The organism is Rhizobium esperanzae (assembly GCF_014197615.1).
Lineage (GTDB): Bacteria > Pseudomonadota > Alphaproteobacteria > Rhizobiales > Rhizobiaceae > Rhizobium > Rhizobium esperanzae_A.
Genome location: NZ_JACIFY010000017.1, coordinates 95,043 through 112,718, shown reverse-complemented (window position 1 = coordinate 112,718; position 17,676 = coordinate 95,043). Strand labels below are relative to the sequence as shown.

Genomic DNA, 17,676 nt, shown 5'->3' with positions numbered 1-17,676 from the left:
GTTATTTGCCGGCGCCGGCGATCTGGTCGCCGTCGCGGGTGAGGTAATAGGCTGCCAGGATCGGCAGGAAGGTGACGAGCACGACGACCATGGCGACCACATTGGTGACCGGGCGCTGGCGCGGGCGGATGAGTTCTTCGAGCATCCAGATCGGCAAGGTCGATTGCTGGCCGCCGGTGAAGGTGGTGACGATGACCTCGTCGAAGGACAGCGCGAAGGCGAGCATGCCGCCGGCGAGAAGGGCGGTGCCGATATTCGGCAGGATGATATGACGGAAGGTCTGGAAGCCGTCGGCGCCGAGGTCCATCGAGGCCTCGATCAGCGAGCCGGAGGTGCGGCGGAAGCGGGCGACCGCATTGTTGTAGACGACGACCACGCAGAAGGTGGCGTGGCCGAGAACGATGGTCCAGACCGAAAAGGGGATGTCGAAGAGACTGAAGGCCGAGCGTAGCGCAATGCCGGTGATGATGCCGGGAAGCGCGATCGGCAGGATGACCAGCAATGAAATCGCTTCGCGGCCGAAGAATTTCGTCTGGCTGACGGCGGCCGCGCAGAGCGTGCCGAGGATAAGCGCGATCGCGGTGGCGATGACGGCGACCTGCACGGAGAGGCCGAGTGCCGACCAGACATCCGGCCGGTTCCAGGCAATGGCGAACCATTGCAGCGTCAGGCCGGGCGGCGGCCATTGATAGCTCTTTTCCTCGGTGGTGAAGGCATAGACGAAGATCAGCAGGATCGGCAGGTGCAGGAAGAGCAGGCCGCCGCCCGCGGCGATCTTCAGCGGCAGCGGCGATGTCTTGAGGTCAGAGCGCATCGAAGGCCCCCAGTCTTTTGGCTAGCGACAGATAGAGCGCCATGATGACGATCGGCACGACCGAGAATGCGGCGGCAAGCGGCACGTTGCCGGCCGTTCCCTGCTGGGCATAGACGGCCTGGCCGATGAACAGCCTGGACGAGCCGATGATCTGCGGGATGATGTAATCGCCCAAGGTCAGCGAGAAGGTGAAGATCGAGCCGGCGACGATGCCGGGAAGCGCCAAGGGCAGCAGCACGGTGCGGAAGGTCTGGCGCGGCGTCGCGCCGAGATCGGCCGAAGCCTCGATCAGGTTGCCGGGCACGCGCTCGAGGGCCGCCTGCGTCGGCAGGATCATATAGGGAAGCCAGACATAGACGAAAACGATGAAGGTGCCGAGGTAGCTCACCGACAGCGAATTGCCGCCGACGACAGGCAGGTTCAGGATGCCGTCGAGCAACCAGGAGAGATGGAGTTTCTCGAAGATCCAGGTCAGGATCCCCTCCTTGGCGAGGATCAGCTTCCAGGCGTAGATCTTCACGAGATAACTTGACCAGAGCGGCAGCATGACGCCGAGATAGAAGAGTACCTTCCATTTGCCTTGGGCATAACGGGCCGCATAATAGGCGATCGGGAAGGCGATCAGCGCCGAAGCGACAGTGACCAGCGCCGCCATGACGACGGTGCGGATGATGATGTCGAAATTCGTCGGGCTCAAAAGCTGGGCGTAGGTCGACAGCGTAAATTCGTAATTCACCAGCCCGGAAAAATCGTCGATCGAGAAGAAGCTCTGTAGAAGTAGGGCGATCAGCGAGCCGATATAGATGATTCCGAGCCAGAGCAGCGGCGGCGTCAGCATCAGGAGGAGCAGGAGTTTCGGGTGGCGCCAGAAGGCATCCGACATCCGGCCGAATAACCCGCTACGCCCCGGAAGGATCGATGTCTTGCCGTCTGCCATGGTAAGCGTCGTCATGCCGCATCGTCCATGTAGTGGATATCGGCCGGCTGCCAGGCAAGCCGGATGCCGGCGCCGACATCAGGCACAGGTGCGCCCGCCGGCAGCGTGACATGCAGCCGGCTGCCCCTGAGATCGACGCTGAGGCGGGTGGCCGCGCCGAGGAAGCTTGCATTTTCGACCGTCGCCTCGATACCGTCGCTGGCCAGCCGGATCGCTTCGGGGCGCAGGCTTGCCCAGCGTTTGTCGCCGCCGAGCGTGGCCATCAGATCGGGAGCGATGACGTTGGAGGAGCCGACGAAGTCGGCGACGAAACGGGTCTTCGGGCGGCGGTAGATATCCTGCGGCGTGCCTTGCTGGACGATGTTGCCATTGTTGAAGACGGCGACGCGATCGGCCATGGACAGCGCCTCGCCCTGGTCGTGCGTCACGAAGACGAAGGTGATGCCGAGCGCGCGCTGCAGGCTCTTCAATTCTTCCTGCATCTGCTCGCGCAGCTTCAGGTCGAGCGCGCCGAGCGGCTCATCGAGCAGCAGCACCTTCGGCTTGTTGACGAGGGCGCGGGCAAGCGCCACGCGCTGGCGCTGGCCGCCCGACAGTTGGCCGGGGCGGCGGGCGCCGTAACCCGGCAGCTTGACGAGTTCGAGGGCGTCGCCCGCAGCCTTCATCCGTTCCGCCTTGCCGACGCCCTTGACCATCAGCCCGTAGGCGACATTGTCGAGGATGTTGAGATGCGGGAAGAGCGCGTAGTCCTGGAACACGGTGTTGACGTTGCGACGATAGGGCGGAACGCCGTCGGCCGTCTCGCCGAAGATCTGGATATGGCCTGATGTCGGCTGCTCGAAGCCGGCGATCAATCGCAGGCACGTCGTCTTGCCGGAACCGGACGGACCGAGCATCGCAAAGAATTCGCCCGGCGCGATTTCGAGATCGACGCCGTCGACGGCGCGAACCTGGCCGAAATGGCGTGATACCTGCTGGAAACGGACGGCTGACGTCATGGGGGGCTCCGGGTCTTGCATGTTTAGAGAGGGCTTGGTCCTGGCCAATAAAGACCCCGCCCCAAACCCCTCCCCACAAGGGGGAGGGGCTTAACCTGCCGTACCCTTTCGCAAATACCTTGGTGTTTCGGCAGGCTTCGGCGGTGCCACTCTTAGCCCCTCCCCTTGTGGGGAGGGGTTGGGGAGGGGATTTTACGCATAGGAGCGGATCGGCTCACCTTCCGCCGATCACGCCGATATAATCCGACACCCAGCGGTGATAGGGCACGCATTCGCTTTGCGTGGCGCATTTGGCGACCGGGGTCTTCCAGAACTTGATCTTGTCGAAGTGATCGAAGCCGTTGGTGGCGCAGCCTGTTTCGCCCATCAGTTCGTTGCCCTTGCAGGCGGCAGGAACGGAGGGCACGGCGCCGAACCAGGCGGCTGCGTCGCCCTGGACTTTGGCCTTCAGCGAATGTTCCATCCACATATAGGCGCAGTTCGGATGTTCGCTGTCGGCATGCAGCATGGTGGTGTCGGCCCAGCCGGTGACGCCTTCATCCGGGAAGGTGGAGGCGATCTTCTGCTTGTCGGCCTGCAGCAGGTTGACCTGGAAGGGCCAGGAGCCGGAGGCGACGACGCCTTCGTTCTTGAAGTCGTCGATCTGGATCATCGCGTCGTGCCAGTAGCGCGAGACCAGCTTGCGCTGGCCGCGCAGCAGGTCGAGGGCGGCCTTGTACTGATCCTCGTTCAGTTCGTAGGGGTCCTTGATGCCGAGATCCGGCTTGTGGGCCATCAGATACATGGCCGCGTCGGCGATATAGATCGCGCCGTCATAGGCCTGGACGCGGCCCTTGTTCGACTTGCCGTCAGGCAGGGTCTGCTCCTCGAAGACGACGTTCCAGCTTGTCGGCGCCTTGTCCTTGAAGGCGTCGGTATTGTACATCAGCACATTCGGCCCCCAGAGGTAGGGCACGCCGTAATGCACGCCGCCGACCGTATACCACGGGCCGTTCTGCAGGCGCTCGTCGACGGTCTTGAAGCTCGGGATCAGATCGGTGTTGATCGGCTGGACGCGCTTGCCGGCGATGAGGCGGAGCGATGCGTCGCCCGATGCTGTGACGAGATCGAAGCCGCCCTCGTTCATTAGCGACACCATTTCATCCGAGGTGGCGGCGGTCTTGACGGAAACCTTGCAGCCGGTCTCCTTTTCGAAATCGGTGACCCAGTCGTAGTTCTTGTCGGTTTCGCCGCGTTCGATATAGCCCGCCCAGGCAACGATGCTGACGGCGCCTTCGCCTTTGCCCAATGTCTTCAACGGTTCGGCGGCGATCACCTGCGTCGCGAAGCTCAGGCAGGCGAGCGCTGCCGTGCAGGATTTCAAGCGATTGATCATCATCCGTCTCCCGGTCTGGTGCCACTTTCCGTGGCGGTTTGTTCCCGCTCAACAAGGTGACGCGAAAATGCCGCTTTCGCAAATTCATTTATCAGAAGGGCGATATCGGAAATTCCGATATCAGCGGATGCGGCCGGACCGCAGACTTTCGGCGATGCCGACAAAATCGCGGGCCGCCTGCGGCAGGCTGGAGCCCTTGCGCCAGACCATGCCGACCTGGACGACCGGCAGCGATCCGGAGACGTCGCGGCTCTCGATGCGGTCGCCTTCGAGCGACCAGGGGCGATAGACGAGATCGGGCAGCAGCGCCACGCCGGCGCCGGTTGCCACCAGGCTGCGCACCGCTTCCACCGAGCGGGTGCGGAAGGCAACATGCGGGCGGGCGCCGAGTGCGGAGAGCAGCTTGCCGGTATTCTCCTCGATTTCGTCGACCGTCAGCATGATCAGCGGTTCACGGGCGATATCGGCGACCGAGATGATGTCGGCCGATACCAGCGGATGGCCCATCGGCAGCCAAAGCCGGTAGGGCGAGGTTTCGAGGATTTCGGCCTGCAGAGCCATGCGGTCGCGCAGGTTCGATATCACCATGACGGCGACATCGAGTTCGCCGCCGACCAGGAGATGTTCGAGATAACCGCCATTGTCCTCGATGGCGCTGACTTCGATGCCCGGACAGGCGCGGCGATATCGCGCCAGGAGATCGGAGAGTACGTAGCCGGCGACGAGCGAGGTGACGCCGATGTTCAGGGTGCCTGAAAGGGCGCTCTGCTGGCCGGAGAAGCTGGTGCGCGCGTCGGAGACGGAGGCGAGGATCTTCGTCGCGTGACGCAGGAACTGGTGGCCGTTATGAGTGATCGTCAGGCCGCGCGGATGGCGCTCGAACAGCGCGACGCCGAGGTCGGTTTCGAGCTCTTTCAGCGCCTCCGTCACCGAGGATTGCGAGATCGAGAGGTTCTGTGCGGCGCGCGTCACCGACCCTTGTTCGGCGACAGCGACGAAGTACTGGATCTGGCGAAGCGTGAAGGCCATCCGCGTTTAGAGCATGCCGGAACAGGCCCTGGCAAGCGGCTGAAAAAAGCGGACCTTTTTTGGTGTTTTCTCAAAAGGGCGCAGGCATCGCACGCTTACTTAAACATTCGGAAACGTGATTTCCTTAACGTTCTCAGCACTTGTCCTGCGTTGGAGTTTCAGATGGCGGAGCAGTTGGCGTGAAGGCCTTACTGCGTATGTTCCGGCCTTCCCGGAAATTGGCAATGATCATCGGTGGAGTCGCTCTTCTGGCGGGCGTTTCCGGCGGTGCGGCCGTCTTTGTCGGCAAGGACAGACTGATGAGCGCTGCCGGTGGCGGCTACGGGCTCGAATGCAGCGACGTCAACCTGGTGACGATCCGGAAGCAGGATCACGTCTGGGTGCGCAAATACATCAAAACCGAACCGACCGACGGGATGACACGCGTCAAGACTGCGCTTCGTGTCGCCCAGGCCGTTTATGCCGCGCAGAAGCCGGATCTGGTGCAGGTGGTGGTGCTCGACGAGAACGGCCCGACCCTGCGCTCCGACATTCGCGGCCGGGCGATCGGCGCCGACGTCGTCTATATCCCGCATCCCGACAAGGCCGTTCCTGGCCTCGACGACAAGACCTATACGGCGCGCTACTATGACGGCAAGGCCAGCGAGAACGGGCTGTTCTTCGGCGAGCGGATAGAGTTGCCTCTCGATGAGATCGCCATGATCAGCAACGCCTTCAAGGATCCTGAGGATTGCGTCGACCCGGTCGCTGTGGGTTCGACGAAGAACGGCGAAAAGGGCAAGGAAACGAAGGCCGCCGGCGCACATGGCGCAGCGCCGGCGGCCGAAGGCGAGGCCGCGCCTGCTAAAGAAGCTGCGCCAGCCAAAGAAGGCGCGGGTGCCGATGTGGTGGCGGAGGCTCCGGCCGAAGAGCCGCCGGCGGAAGGCGGCAAAACCCACTGAAGCACCGGCATGAAAAAAGCGGAGCGCCGGCCGGCACTCCGCTTCGTTTTTCTCATGTTTCTTCCGTCAGTCGGCCTTGTTGCGGCGGGCCGGGAAGAGAATGACGTCGCGGATCGACGGCGCATTGGTCAGAAGCATGATCAGGCGATCGACCCCGATGCCGAGGCCGCCCGCCGGCGGCATGCCCTGGTCGATCGCATCGAGGAATTCCTCGTCCAGCTGCTTTTCCTTTTCGCCGCGGGCATGCGCCTGTTCGAGCTGCTCGACCATGCGGCGGCGCTGCTCTTCCGGATCGTTGAGCTCGGAGAAGGCGTTGCCGAGTTCCCAGGCGTTGCAATAGGTCTCGAAGCGCTCGACCAGGCGCGGCTCGCCCGGCACTTCCTTGGCGAAGGGGGAAATATCCTTCGGGAAATGCGTGACGTGCGACGGCTGGATCAGGGTGGATTCGACCTTTTCCTCGAAGATGAAGGCAAGACACTCGCCCCAGGTCCAATCTTTCTCGACCGCGAAGCCGGCAGCCTTGGCGGCGGCGCGGGCCTCCTCATCGGTCTTGATCGCGAGGAAATCGATGCCGGTCGCCTCCTTGACGGCGGCGGGCATCGGCACGCGCTTGAACGGTCCCTTGAAGGACAACTGCTTGTCGCCGAAATCGAATTCCGTCGTGCCGTGAATGGACAGCGCCAGGCCCTCGAACAGCCGCTCGACGAGGTCCATCATGTCCTCGTAATCGGCATAGGCCCAGTAACATTCCATCATGGTGAATTCGGGATTGTGCCGGGTGGAGACGCCTTCGTTGCGGAAGTTCCGGTTGATCTCGAAGACCTTGTCGGTCAGGCCCGAGACCAGCGTGCGCTTCAGGAACAGTTCCGGCGCGATGCGCAGATACATGTCGAGCTTCAGCGTGTTGTGATGCGTCTTGAACGGCTCGGCGGTGGCGCCGCCATAGATCGATTGCAGCATCGGCGTTTCGACTTCCATGAAGCCGTCATTCTCCATGAAGCGGCGGATGCCGGAGACGATCTTCGAGCGCTGCTGGAAACGAAGCTTCGAATCCTCGTTGGTCATGATGTCGAGATGGCGCTTGCGATAGCGCAGCTCGATGTCGGAGAGGCCGTGCCACTTCTCAGGCATCGGCAGCAGCGACTTGGTCAGCATTTCGATCTTCTGGGCGTTGATCGTCAGTTCGCCGCGCTTGGTGCGGCGCACGATGCCGGTGACGCCGATAATATCGCCGATATCGATCATCGGCAGCAGGCCGCGGGCCTCTTCCGGCGTCGTGTCCTTGTGGCTGAAGATCTGGATCTTGCCGGAAGCGTCGCGGATGTCCATGAACATGCCGGAGTTGCGCGAGGAATAGACGCGGCCGGCGACGGTGACGACATCCTGCGTCTCGACGTCGGGTTCCAGAGATTCATACTTGGCGCCAAGCTCGGCATTGGTCAGCGTCCGGTGGAAATGCGCCGGATAGACCTCGCCGATCTGTTCGCGCAGCAGCTTCAGCTTCTGGGCGCGCACCTCGGTCGCGTCGGAGGAGAGGGTGTTTTCGGTCTTGTTGTCAGCCACTGTCGAAATCCTCTGACTATTCTTACTTCGAGCCGACGAGGGCGGCGACCGCCTGGGCGGCGAGTTTCAGGCGCTGGCGTACGACGGAGCGTCCGAGGATCGCCATGGAATCGAAGAGCGGCAGGGACCGTGACGAGCCGGAGACGGCGACGAAGAGCGGCGAGACCACGACCTTCAGCTTCTTGCCCATGCGATCGGAGATCGCGCGCAGTTCCGCTTCGATCGTCTCGACATTCCATTCCAGGATCTTTTCGAGATCCGGCTGGACGGTGTTGAGGATCTCGAGGATCTCTTCCGGCGGCGACTTGATCTTGGCGAAGTCGGAAGGCTGCAGGCCGAGATCGGATTTCAGCAGGAAGCCTGCGAGATCGGGCAGCTCGCCGAGCTTGGAAATGCGCGTCTGCGACAGGCGAAGGCCAGCCTTCAGGCGGTCGTTTTCCATCGCCCAGGTCAGCACGCGCGCCTGGAATTCCTCTTCGGAGAGCTTCTCGCGGATCCAGCGGCCGTTCAGCCAGTCGAGTTTCTGGATGTCGAAGATCGCGCCGGCCTTGGAAAGGTTCTCCGGGTCGAACTTCTCGGAGAGCTCATCCATCGTCAACAGCTCTTCACCTTCGGCGATCTGCATGAAGAACAGGCCGAGGAAGTTCATCAGCGCTTCGGGGATATAGCCGAGCGCGGAGTAATAGGAGATCGAGGTCGGGTTCTTGCGCTTCGACAGCTTCGACTTGTCGGCATTGCGCATCAGCGACAGATGCATGAAGACCGGCTGGTCCCAGCCGAAATAGCGATAGAGCAGGATGTGCTTCGGCACCGAAGCCAGCCATTCCTCGCCGCGCGCCACATGGGTGATCTTCATCAGATGGTCGTCGATGACGTTGGCCATGTGATAGGTCGGCATGCCGTCGGCCTTGATCAGCACCTGCATGTCGACGGAATCCCACGGGATGGAAACATCGCCGTAGACGCCGTCGGTGAAGTCGCAGGAGCCTTCGGCCGGGATCTTCATGCGGACGACCGAGGCTTCGCCGGCGGCCGTGCGCGAGGTGACTTCCTCGGCCGTGACGCTCAGGCAGAGACCATCATATTTCGGCGGCTTGCCGGCAGCGCGCTGCGCCTCGCGCATCTGCTCGAGGCGCTGGGGCGTGCAGAAACAGCGGAAGGCATGGCCCTTGTCCAGCAATTCCTGAGCGTAGGGCTGGTACATCGGCTTGCGGTCGGACTGGCGATAGGGGCCGTAGGGGCCGCCGATATCGGGGCCTTCCTTCCATTCCAGCCCGCACCATTTCAGCGCGTCCAGCACCTTCGTCTCGAACTCCGGGGTCGAGCGCGTCGCATCGGTATCTTCGATGCGCAGGATGAACTCGCCGCCGTGCTTCTTGGCGAAGAGGTAGTTGAAGAGAGCGATGTAAGCGGTGCCGACATGCGGCTCGCCGGTCGGCGAGGGAGCGATGCGGACGCGGACGCCGGTAGCTGTCCCGGAAACTGTCATTGTATGTGCCCGTCAATGAATGCCGGACGGTATTCGCGGGAAAGCGACGTTCGGCCGGAAGGATGCAGATATCTTCACCGGCAAACCGGCCGAAAAAGGGCATTCGCCCGCACACTCCGCCGATCGTCCGTTCGGCTGGCCTTAGGCCATATTCAACAGGGCGCGTCAAGAAAAACCGCGTCCGCAACGGCTTGCCGGCGCCGGGAGGGCGCGCCGGTTGCAGCGCGCCCTCCCATCAGCCTCAATGCGCGCCTTCGCGTTTCCGCTTGCGGGCGTTGCGCGCGAACATGTTCAGCACCTCGACCAGCGCCGAGAAGGCCATGGCGGCGTAGACGTAGCCCTTCGGCACGTGGAAGCCCATGCCTTCGGCGATCAGCGTCGTGCCGATCATCAGCAGGAAGGCGAGCGCCAGCATGACGATCGTCGGGTTCCTCTCGATGAAGTTGGCGAGCGGGTTGGCGGCGACCAGCATGACGGTGACGGCGGCGATGACGGCAATCACCATGATCGGCAGATGCGGCGTCATGCCGACGGCGGTGATGATGCTATCGACCGAGAAGACGAGGTCGAGCAGCAGGATCTGGCCGATCGCCGATGCGAAACCCGTCGTAACGGATTTCGCGATGAAATCCTCCTGATGGTCGATGGGATCGACGGTGTGGTGAATTTCCTTGGTGGCTTTCCAGACGAGGAACAGACCGCCGGCAATCAGGATCAGATCCTTCCAGGAGAAGCCGTGGCCGAAGGCGGTAAACAGCGGTTCGGTCAGCTGCACGATCCAGGCGACGGTGCCGAGCAGCGCCAGGCGCATGACGAGGGCGAGACCGATGCCGATCTTGCGGGCCTTTTCCCGATGCTCGGGCGGCAGTTTGTTGGTGAGAATGGAAATGAAGATCAGGTTGTCGATCCCGAGAACGACTTCCATCACCACCAGCGTGATGAGCGCCACCCAGGCGGCCGGATCCTGAATGAGCGTCATGATGTCCTGCATCAGCGTATATCCCTCTTGCGTCACATGATTGGATGACGCGCGCAATGTAATGTCGGCGGCTCGCCACGCAAGCGCCGCAAGGGGGTATACGAAATCGATGTGACTTTTATTCCCTAGAACAGGATGATTTAAGACCGGGTCGGTCTTAAATTTGAATGCTGTTCTAAATTGAAGAGTTAGAGCATGATGTCGTCCGAAAACCGCTCACACTTTTCGGCATCATGCTCTGATAGGCAGCCAGATTTCAGTGACGCCCATGCCGGTATGGGGATCGAAGCGCTCATCGTAGCGTTCGAACATGTCAGGCGTTTCGCCATGCTCCAGGCCGGAGGTCGGCCACCATGTGCCGAAAATCCGGTTCATCGTCGCCGAAATGCCGGAGACATGGCCGCGATGGGTGAAGACGACGTAGCGCTGGCCCGGAAGCTTGAGCGTCGCAAAATCCGCCGGCAGATCGCCGGGATCGGAGATTTCGGCCGCGGCCATATAACGGAATTTCTCCGCCTCGCCGTCGATATGCGTGCAGATGCCGTAGGCGACGTTGCCTTTCTGGCCTGATATATGGCCGAAATGGGCGTTGAACTTCTGCCAGAGGGAGGGGATAGCGGCATTGCCGCCATAGGAATAGATCTCCTGCAGGCCGGCAAAGAGCATCGGCTGAAGGGTTTCGAAGCGGGGCGGTTCGAGGTCGTTGAGGTGGGCGGGGTCCATTCTGATCGGCTCCAGCAAGACAAGGTTACGGGCGTGCCCCTGTTTGCGCACCGCATCCGGCGTCATGCCGAACTGGTCGCGGAAGGCACGGGTGAAAGCCTCGTGCGAGCCGTAGCCCGCGCAAAGCGCAACCTCGAGAATGGTGGATGAATCGCCGACAAGCGCGGGCACGGCGCGGCTGAGGCGCCGCCCCCTTATATATCCACTGATCGAGTGGCCGGTGACGAGCCCGAAGACGCGCGACAGATGGTAGCGCGACAATCCGGCTGCTTCCGATATCTCTTCCAGCGATAGATCGCTTTCGAAATGGCTCTCGATGAACCAGATCGCCCGTGCGATGGCGCTCATTCTCACTCCCCAAGTTGCGGCTTCTTTCTTAGAGAAAAGCCGGCAGCCGGGTTTGATCGTCGTTGCGGAGTTTTGGCCGACGGGGAACGGCAGTCAAGAAAGCGGTCAGACGGTCTCGTGCCGGCGCACGCTGTAGGCGGCCATGAAGACCCGGATCGCGCCGCGGATGACGCGCTCGATTTCGTCGCGATGCGGCGGCTCTTCCATGGTTCCGAACAGGCGCAGCTTGAAGAAGCTGCCGCTGGCGAGATCGAGGAACTGGCCGGCGGCCAGATCGATATCGTCGATCTCAAGCGTGCCTTCGGCAACGTGCCGTTCCAGGAAGTCGCGCATGATGGTGCGCAGGTTTTCCGGGCCTTTGAAGAAGCGCTGACAGAGCACCGGCATTCGCTCGCGAACGCCGAGAACAGTGCGCATGGCATTGATGACCTTCTCATCGGTCATATGGGTGACGAAGCTTATCCCGAATTCGTAGAGGCCGGCTTCCGGATCGTCATGTTCGGCAAGCGCGGTGCGCACGGCAGCCACGAAGGCGGCGCGCTCGGCCTCGATCATCGCCGAAAACAGTTCTTCCTTGTTGGTGAAGTAGACGTAGAGCGTTCCCTTGGAGACCCCGGCCTCGCGCGTCACGTCGTTCATGCTGGCGGCGTCGAAACCCATCTTCATGAAGACGCGCTTGGCGCCGGCAAGAATCTGCTGGCGTTTGGCCGGATCTTCGCCCGCGGCAAATCGGCCTCCGCCAACGGGGGGGCTGAAGACGGCGGCATGGTCGGGTTTCAGCGTCATGTCTCCTTAACCGTATTCACGGTTTCGCATTTTCGTTAAAGAAATCGAACCGATTGGTTCTATACATCTTGATATGACGATAAAACAGGTTTATGTCAACTGAACCGAACCGTTCAGTTCGATGAATTACTCCAAGATCGGTAAGTGGCCATGTCGAGCAACCAGAAAAGCAACGTCGCACGGATCGTCAGCGAAAATGCCGAAGCCGAAGAGGCAAAGGCCGAGATCGTTGCAGAAGCTCCGACGGCGGAAGCCCTGGAAAAACCGTCTGCCCCGGCACAGTCGGCGCCGGCTTCGGTTGCCGCACCCGCGGCTGCGAAGAAGCGCCGCAGCCCGGTGCTGCCGATCGTCGTGCTTGCTCTTCTCGCCGGCGGCGGCTGGTATGGCTACGAATGGTGGACGAACGGCCGCTTCATGGTGTCGACCGATGACGCCTATATCGAGGGCGATATTGCAACGATTTCGCCGAAGGTCACGGGCTACGTCGCGAAGGTGAATGTGGTCGCCAACCAGGAAGTCAAAGCGGGTGACGTGCTTGCCACGCTTGATAACGGCGACTATCAGAACGCCCTCGACCTGGCCCAGGCCCAGATCGCCACCGAACAGCTTTCGCTGCAGCGTATCGACGCGCAGATCGAAGGCGCCAATGCCAGCCTCGTGCAGGCGAAGGCGCAGAAGGTGGCACTCGAAGCGGCCGTTCGCGGCGCCGAGATCACTCAGAAGCGCCAGAGCGAGCTTCAGGCGAAGTCGGTCGGCACGGCTGCCGACCTCGACAACGCCAATATCGCCCTTGACCAGGCGAAGGCCAATCTTGCCGGCGGCGACGCCAACATCGCGGTTGCGCAGGCCAACGTCACCATTCTTCAATCTCAGCGCAGGGAAGCCGAAGGCTCGGTCCGTTCGCTTGAGATCTCGCGCGACAAAGCTGCCCGCGACCTCTCCTTCACCGTGCTGAAGGCGCCTTATGACGGCATTGTCGGCAACCGCTCGGTCCAGGAAGGCGATCTGGTCTCGCCCGGTCAGCGCCTGATGGCGCTGGTTCCGGTGCGCCAGCTCTATATCGACGCCAACTTCAAGGAAACGCAGATACAGCATCTGGTTCCCGGCTCGAAGGTCAACGTCCATGTCGACGCCTATAGCGACCATCCTGTCGTCGGCACCGTCGAATCGATCTCGCCGGCTTCCGGCTCGGTCTTCTCGCTGCTGCCGCCGGAAAATGCGACGGGTAATTTCACCAAGGTGATCCAGCGCGTGCCGGTGCGCATCGCGCTGCCGCAGGATGCGCTCGACAGCGGCCGTCTGCGCGCCGGCCTCAGCGTCGTCGTCGACGTCGATACCCGTACGGCGCCGAACAAGTAAGCCTTTCAACAAGGCGGAGGTGGTCCGATGGCCGGAAGCGCGACAGCAACAGCGGGAACAATTCCGGCAGCGCCTGCGCACGCCGACGATCGCATGGATCCGAAGAAGCTCATTGCCTTCTTCGCGATGGTGCTCGGCATGTTCATGTCGATCCTCGACATTCAGATCGTTTCAGCCTCGCTTGCCGAAATCCAGGCCGGCCTTTCGGCCGGCAGCGACGAAGTCGGCTGGGTGCAGACGGCCTATCTGATCGCAGAGGTGATCATGATCCCGCTGTCGGGCACGCTGGCGCGCATCATCTCGACGCGTTATCTCTTCGCGATCTCGGCCGCCGGCTTCACCATGGCGAGCGCCCTTGCGGCGACGGCGACGAATATCGACCAGATGATCGTCTACCGCGCCATCCAGGGCTTCATCGGCGGCGGCATGATCCCGTCGGTCTTCGCGGCCGCCTTCACCATCTTCCCACCGTCGAAGCGCAGCATCGTCTCGCCGATCATCGGCCTGATCGCGACGCTGGCGCCGACCATCGGCCCGACCGTCGGCGGCTATCTCAGCCATGCCTTTTCCTGGCACTGGCTGTTCCTCGTCAATATCGTTCCCGGCATCATCGTCACGCTGGTGACCTGGAACTTCATCGATTTCGACAAGCCGGAATTGTCGCTCTTCAAGAAGTTCGACTGGTGGGGGCTGATCTCGATGGGCATCTTCCTCGGCGCGATGGAATATGTGCTCGAAGAGGGCAATTCGAACGACTGGTTCAACGACAGTTCCATCGCCATTGCGGCCGTCGCTTCCGGCGCTGCGGCCATCGTGTTCTTCTACCGCGCCTTCACGGTGGATTTTCCCGTTGTCGATCTCAAGGCCTTTTCGAACCGGAATTTTTCCTTCGGCTCGATCTTCTCCTTCGTCATGGGGATCGGCCTCTATGGCCTCACCTATATCTATCCGGTCTATCTCGGCCGTATCCGCGGCTATGATTCGCTGATGATCGGCCAGACGATGTTCGTCTCCGGGCTGGCGATGTTCTTCACTGCGCCGATCGCCGGCCGGCTGTCGACCAAGATGGACCTGCGCCTGATGATGGTGATCGGCTTCACCAGCTTCGCTGCCGGCACATACATCATGATCCACCTGACGGCGGATTGGGATTTCTACGAGCTGTTCATCCCGCAGATCCTGCGCGGCTTCGGGCTGATGATGTGCATGGTGCCGATCAACAACATCGCGCTCGGCACGATGCCGCCCTCGCGCATTCGCGGTGCGTCCGGCCTGTTCAACCTGACCCGAAACCTCGGCGGCGCCGTCGGCCTGGCCGTCATCAACACCGTGCTCACCAACCGGCAGGACGTGCATTACGAGCGGCTGCGGGAAAATATGGACTGGGGCAACCCGGCGGCGGTGGACCAGATGAACAACATGGCCGCCAATTTCAGCACCTACGGCATGGACGGCACCTCGGTCGCGGTCAAGCAGATGGTCGGCCTTGCCACCAAGCAGGCGGTCATCCTCTCCTTCAGCGATATCTTCCTGATCCTGACTGCGCTTTTTGTCGCGATGATCTTCGGTGTCGCCATGATCAAGAAACCCGCGCCGCAAGGCGGGGGAGGCGGTGGCGGCCACTGACCTCCGGCCTGCCGCCCCTTGAAAGGCCCTCTCCGGAGGGCCTTTTTGTTGCGGTTTTCCAGCTTCCGTGCCATCAGACAGATGATCGCCGGCCGATCACCCGAATCGGGCGATCGATGCCGGAAAATCGACAAGGAAACCGGCCTGTTCGATTTTTTGATTTACGTACATCAAATTTGGCGCTAAGGGTCTCGTCAGGAGGAATGATGAGACCAACAGTTCACGATATCGCCGCTGCCGCCGGTGTCAGTCTCGCGACTGTCGACCGGGTTCTCAACCAGCGTCCCGGTGTGCGTCACGTCACGCGGGAGAAGGTCGAGAACGCGATCCGTCAGCTTGGTTATATCAGAGATGTCGCCGCCGCCAATCTCGCCAAGGGACGCACCTATCCTCTGGTCTTCATCCTGCCGGCCAGCGACAATTCCTTCATGCACGGACTCAATGCCGAGATCCGGCAGGCGATCCTCCGTTCGTCGGCCGAGCGCACCGATATCCGTACCATCGAAGTATCCGCCTTCGACCCTCCGGCGCTCGTCTCGGTGCTTGAAGGGCTTTCCCAGGAGAAACGTTGCGGCATAGCGATGGTCGCGACCGATGCGCCTGAGGTGCGCGATGTCGTCGACAGGCTGGTGCGGGCGGGATTTCCGATCGTCACCCTGGTTTCCGATCTGACGGGGTCGCTGCGCCATCACTATGCCGGCATCGACAACATTGCGGCCGGTCGTACGGCCGCCCGGCTGCTCGGCCGGTTTCTCGGCGCCCGAAAAGGTGAAATCGCCGTTCTTGCCGGCTCCATGCTGGTGCGCGACCATCGCGAGCGGCTGGAGGGTTTCACCTCCGTCATGGCCGAGGAATTTCCCGATCTGACGATCCTGCCGGTTCTCGAAGGTCGCGACGACCCCGAGGTCGCCCATAGGCTCGTCACTGATGCGCTTTCCCACAATGCCGGCATCGTCGGTGTCTACAGTCTCGGCGCCGGCAATCGCGGCCTGATCCGGGCATTGAAAGAGAAGTCCGTCGACCGGACGCTGACCGTGGTCGCCCACGAACTGACTGTCCATACGCGTGCGGCGCTCCTCGACGGCACGATCGATGCGATCCTCAACCAGGATGCCGGTCATGAGGTGCGCAGCGCCATCCGCGTGCTGAAAGCCAAGGCGGACGGGCTTGCCGTCATCGAAGCGCAGGAGCGCATCCGCCTCGACATATTCCTGAAAGACAATCTGCCGTAACGGCAAAGGAGCATACCCATGTATCTCGGTCTCGATCTCGGAACCTCCGGCGTCAAGGCGATGCTGATCGACGGCGATCAGACGATCGTCGGCTCGGCCAACGGTTCGCTCGACGTTTCGCGTCCGCATTCCGGTTGGTCGGAGCAGGAGCCGGCCCACTGGGTGCGTGCCGCCGAGGAGGCCGTTGCAGGCCTCAAGGCAAAACATCCGAAAGAGCTTGCCGCAGTCAAGGGCATCGGCCTTTCCGGCCAGATGCACGGCGCAACGCTGATCGATGCCAGCGACAAGGTGCTGCGTCCCTGCATCCTCTGGAACGACACGCGCAGCCATGTCGAGGCGGCCGCCCTCGATGCCGATCCGCGTTTCCGTGCCCTTACCGGCAACATCGTCTTCCCCGGCTTCACGGCGCCGAAACTCGCCTGGGTCAAGAAGCATGAGCCAGATATCTTCGCCAAGATCGCCAAGGTGCTGCTGCCGAAGGACTATCTGCGTCTCTGGCTGACCGGCGAATATATCTCCGAAATGTCGGATTCGGCCGGGACCTCGTGGCTCGATACCGGCAAACGCGCCTGGTCGTCCGAACTGCTTGCCGCCACCGATCTTTCCGAGGAGCAGATGCCGGCGCTTGTCGAAGGCACGGAGCAGGCCGGTAAGCTGCGGCCCGAACTGGCGGCGCAATGGGGCATATCCGGCAATGTCGTCGTTGCCGGCGGCGCCGGCGACAATGCGGCGTCGGCCTGCGGCATGGGTACGGTCAGCGACGGTGCCGCCTTCGTCTCGCTCGGCACGTCAGGTGTTCTCTTTGCCGCCAACGGCTCCTATCTGCCGAAGCCGGAAAGCGCCGTGCACGCCTTCTGTCACGCATTGCCGAATACCTGGCACCAGATGGGCGTCATCCTGTCGGCCACCGATGCGCTCAACTGGCATTCCGGCGTGACCGGCAAGTCGGCTGCCGATCTCACCGGCGAACTCGGCGAGACGCTGAAGACGCCTACAGGCGTCACCTTCCTGCCCTATCTCTCCGGTGAGCGCACGCCGCACAACGATGCGGTCATCCGCGGCGCCTTTATCGGCCTCGAACATGAAAGCAGCCGTGCCGTGCTCACCCAGGCGGTGCTCGAAGGCGTGGCCTTTGCCATCCGCGACAATCTCGAAGCGCTGCGCTCGGCCGGCACCGGCATCTCCCGCGTCACGGCGATCGGCGGCGGTTCGCGCTCGCATTACTGGCTGGCGTCGATTGCCACTGCGCTCGGCGTTCCGGTCGATCTGCCTGCCGATGGCGATTTCGGCGCGGCCTTCGGTGCGGCCCGTCTCGGCCTGATCGCGGCAACGGGTGCGGATCCGATCGCTGTCTGCACGCCGCCGGTGACATCAGGCACGATCGAGCCGGTATCGGCGCAGAGCGGCGCTTACGAGGATGCCTACAAGCGCTACCGCGCACTTTATCCGGCGATCAAGTCGCTGGCGCATTGAGACC

15 protein-coding genes are annotated in these 17,676 nt (G+C 62.1%); 5 read left to right on the top strand and 10 right to left on the bottom strand.

Going from position 1 to position 17,676, the window contains the following annotated elements; translation table 11 throughout:
* Window position 1 precedes the first annotated feature (1 nt).
* From GGD57_RS21680 to GGD57_RS21660, 5 genes are all read right to left on the bottom strand, one after another.
* Complete coding sequence (locus GGD57_RS21680) at window positions 2–814, bottom strand: ABC transporter permease (RefSeq protein WP_184472325.1); 813 nt, start codon at window positions 812–814, stop codon at window positions 2–4.
* Window positions 804–1,766 carry an ABC transporter permease gene (locus GGD57_RS21675; RefSeq protein ID WP_184472324.1) on the bottom strand — a complete coding sequence of 321 codons (963 nt, stop codon included), beginning with the start codon at window positions 1,764–1,766 and terminating at the stop codon, window positions 804–806. The genes GGD57_RS21680 and GGD57_RS21675 overlap by 11 nt, the downstream gene beginning before the upstream one ends.
* Window positions 1,763–2,749: an ABC transporter ATP-binding protein gene (locus tag GGD57_RS21670; RefSeq protein WP_184472323.1), complete on the bottom strand. Its 987-nt coding sequence runs from the start codon at window positions 2,747–2,749 to the stop codon at window positions 1,763–1,765. The genes GGD57_RS21675 and GGD57_RS21670 overlap by 4 nt, the downstream gene beginning before the upstream one ends.
* A gap of 214 nt (window positions 2,750–2,963) precedes the next feature.
* Entirely contained in the window at window positions 2,964–4,124 is a 1,161-nt protein-coding gene (locus GGD57_RS21665) for an ABC transporter substrate-binding protein (protein ID WP_184472379.1), read from the bottom strand.
* 120 nt (window positions 4,125–4,244) lie between these two features.
* Window positions 4,245–5,153, bottom strand: coding sequence for a LysR family transcriptional regulator (locus GGD57_RS21660; protein ID WP_085738439.1), 909 nt, complete (start codon window positions 5,151–5,153; stop codon window positions 4,245–4,247).
* A gap of 179 nt (window positions 5,154–5,332) precedes the next feature.
* On the opposite strand from GGD57_RS21660, the gene GGD57_RS21655 reads away from it, so the two are divergent.
* The gene (locus GGD57_RS21655) at window positions 5,333–6,094 is read left to right on the top strand and encodes a hypothetical protein (protein WP_184472322.1); all 762 of its coding nucleotides are present in this window, start codon (window positions 5,333–5,335) and stop codon (window positions 6,092–6,094) included.
* A 66-nt stretch (window positions 6,095–6,160) separates the two neighbouring features.
* Here the strand turns inward: GGD57_RS21655 and lysS are convergent, their stop codons facing one another.
* The 5 genes from lysS to GGD57_RS21630 form a co-directional block, all read right to left on the bottom strand.
* The gene (lysS, locus tag GGD57_RS21650) at window positions 6,161–7,657 is read right to left on the bottom strand and encodes a lysine--tRNA ligase (RefSeq protein ID WP_184472321.1); all 1,497 of its coding nucleotides are present in this window, start codon (window positions 7,655–7,657) and stop codon (window positions 6,161–6,163) included.
* A 22-nt stretch (window positions 7,658–7,679) separates the two neighbouring features.
* Window positions 7,680–9,146, bottom strand: coding sequence for a glutamate--tRNA ligase (gene gltX, locus GGD57_RS21645; protein WP_184472320.1), 1,467 nt, complete (start codon window positions 9,144–9,146; stop codon window positions 7,680–7,682).
* A gap of 241 nt (window positions 9,147–9,387) precedes the next feature.
* Window positions 9,388–10,137 (bottom strand): TerC family protein, encoded by a 750-nt coding sequence (locus tag GGD57_RS21640; RefSeq protein ID WP_184472319.1) that lies wholly within the window; start codon window positions 10,135–10,137, stop codon window positions 9,388–9,390.
* Window positions 10,138–10,356: 219 nt separating this feature from the next.
* Complete coding sequence (locus tag GGD57_RS21635; protein WP_184472318.1) at window positions 10,357–11,196, bottom strand: AraC family transcriptional regulator; 840 nt, start codon at window positions 11,194–11,196, stop codon at window positions 10,357–10,359.
* 105 nt (window positions 11,197–11,301) lie between these two features.
* The gene (locus tag GGD57_RS21630; RefSeq protein ID WP_184472317.1) at window positions 11,302–11,982 is read right to left on the bottom strand and encodes a TetR/AcrR family transcriptional regulator; all 681 of its coding nucleotides are present in this window, start codon (window positions 11,980–11,982) and stop codon (window positions 11,302–11,304) included.
* 150 nt (window positions 11,983–12,132) lie between these two features.
* Here GGD57_RS21630 and GGD57_RS21625 point away from each other — a divergent pair, with 150 nt between their 5' ends.
* The 4 genes from GGD57_RS21625 to xylB all read left to right on the top strand — a co-directional run bounded on the left by GGD57_RS21625 (window position 12,133) and on the right by xylB (window position 17,672).
* On the top strand, window positions 12,133–13,341 hold the full coding sequence (locus GGD57_RS21625) for an HlyD family secretion protein (protein WP_184472316.1): 1,209 nt from the start codon (window positions 12,133–12,135) through the stop codon (window positions 13,339–13,341).
* A 27-nt stretch (window positions 13,342–13,368) separates the two neighbouring features.
* Entirely contained in the window at window positions 13,369–14,967 is a 1,599-nt protein-coding gene (locus GGD57_RS21620) for a DHA2 family efflux MFS transporter permease subunit (RefSeq protein WP_184472315.1), read from the top strand.
* 206 nt (window positions 14,968–15,173) lie between these two features.
* A complete protein-coding gene (locus GGD57_RS21615) occupies window positions 15,174–16,199 on the top strand; it encodes a LacI family DNA-binding transcriptional regulator (protein ID WP_184472378.1) in 1,026 nt (341 codons plus the stop codon).
* 18 nt (window positions 16,200–16,217) lie between these two features.
* On the top strand, window positions 16,218–17,672 hold the full coding sequence (gene xylB, locus GGD57_RS21610; protein WP_184472314.1) for a xylulokinase: 1,455 nt from the start codon (window positions 16,218–16,220) through the stop codon (window positions 17,670–17,672).
* Window positions 17,673–17,676 lie beyond the last annotated feature (4 nt).

Excerpts from the sequence above, each read along its gene's own strand:
- GGD57_RS21680 (WP_184472325.1), bottom strand. The coding sequence starts at position 814 with ATGCGCTCTGACCTCAAGACATCGCCGCTGCCGCTGAAGATCGCCGCG.
- GGD57_RS21675 (WP_184472324.1), bottom strand. The coding sequence starts at position 1,766 with ATGACGACGCTTACCATGGCAGACGGCAAGACATCGATCCTTCCGGGG.
- GGD57_RS21670 (WP_184472323.1), bottom strand. The coding sequence starts at position 2,749 with ATGACGTCAGCCGTCCGTTTCCAGCAGGTATCACGCCATTTCGGCCAG.
- GGD57_RS21665 (WP_184472379.1), bottom strand. The coding sequence starts at position 4,124 with ATGATCAATCGCTTGAAATCCTGCACGGCAGCGCTCGCCTGCCTGAGC.
- GGD57_RS21660 (WP_085738439.1), bottom strand. The coding sequence starts at position 5,153 with ATGGCCTTCACGCTTCGCCAGATCCAGTACTTCGTCGCTGTCGCCGAA.
- gltX (WP_184472320.1), bottom strand. The coding sequence starts at position 9,146 with ATGACAGTTTCCGGGACAGCTACCGGCGTCCGCGTCCGCATCGCTCCC.
- GGD57_RS21640 (WP_184472319.1), bottom strand. The coding sequence starts at position 10,137 with ATGCAGGACATCATGACGCTCATTCAGGATCCGGCCGCCTGGGTGGCG.
- GGD57_RS21635 (WP_184472318.1), bottom strand. The coding sequence starts at position 11,196 with ATGAGCGCCATCGCACGGGCGATCTGGTTCATCGAGAGCCATTTCGAA.
- GGD57_RS21630 (WP_184472317.1), bottom strand. The coding sequence starts at position 11,982 with ATGACGCTGAAACCCGACCATGCCGCCGTCTTCAGCCCCCCCGTTGGC.
- GGD57_RS21625 (WP_184472316.1), top strand. The coding sequence starts at position 12,133 with ATGTCGAGCAACCAGAAAAGCAACGTCGCACGGATCGTCAGCGAAAAT.
- GGD57_RS21620 (WP_184472315.1), top strand. The coding sequence starts at position 13,369 with ATGGCCGGAAGCGCGACAGCAACAGCGGGAACAATTCCGGCAGCGCCT.
- GGD57_RS21615 (WP_184472378.1), top strand. The coding sequence starts at position 15,174 with ATGAGACCAACAGTTCACGATATCGCCGCTGCCGCCGGTGTCAGTCTC.
- xylB (WP_184472314.1), top strand. The coding sequence starts at position 16,218 with ATGTATCTCGGTCTCGATCTCGGAACCTCCGGCGTCAAGGCGATGCTG.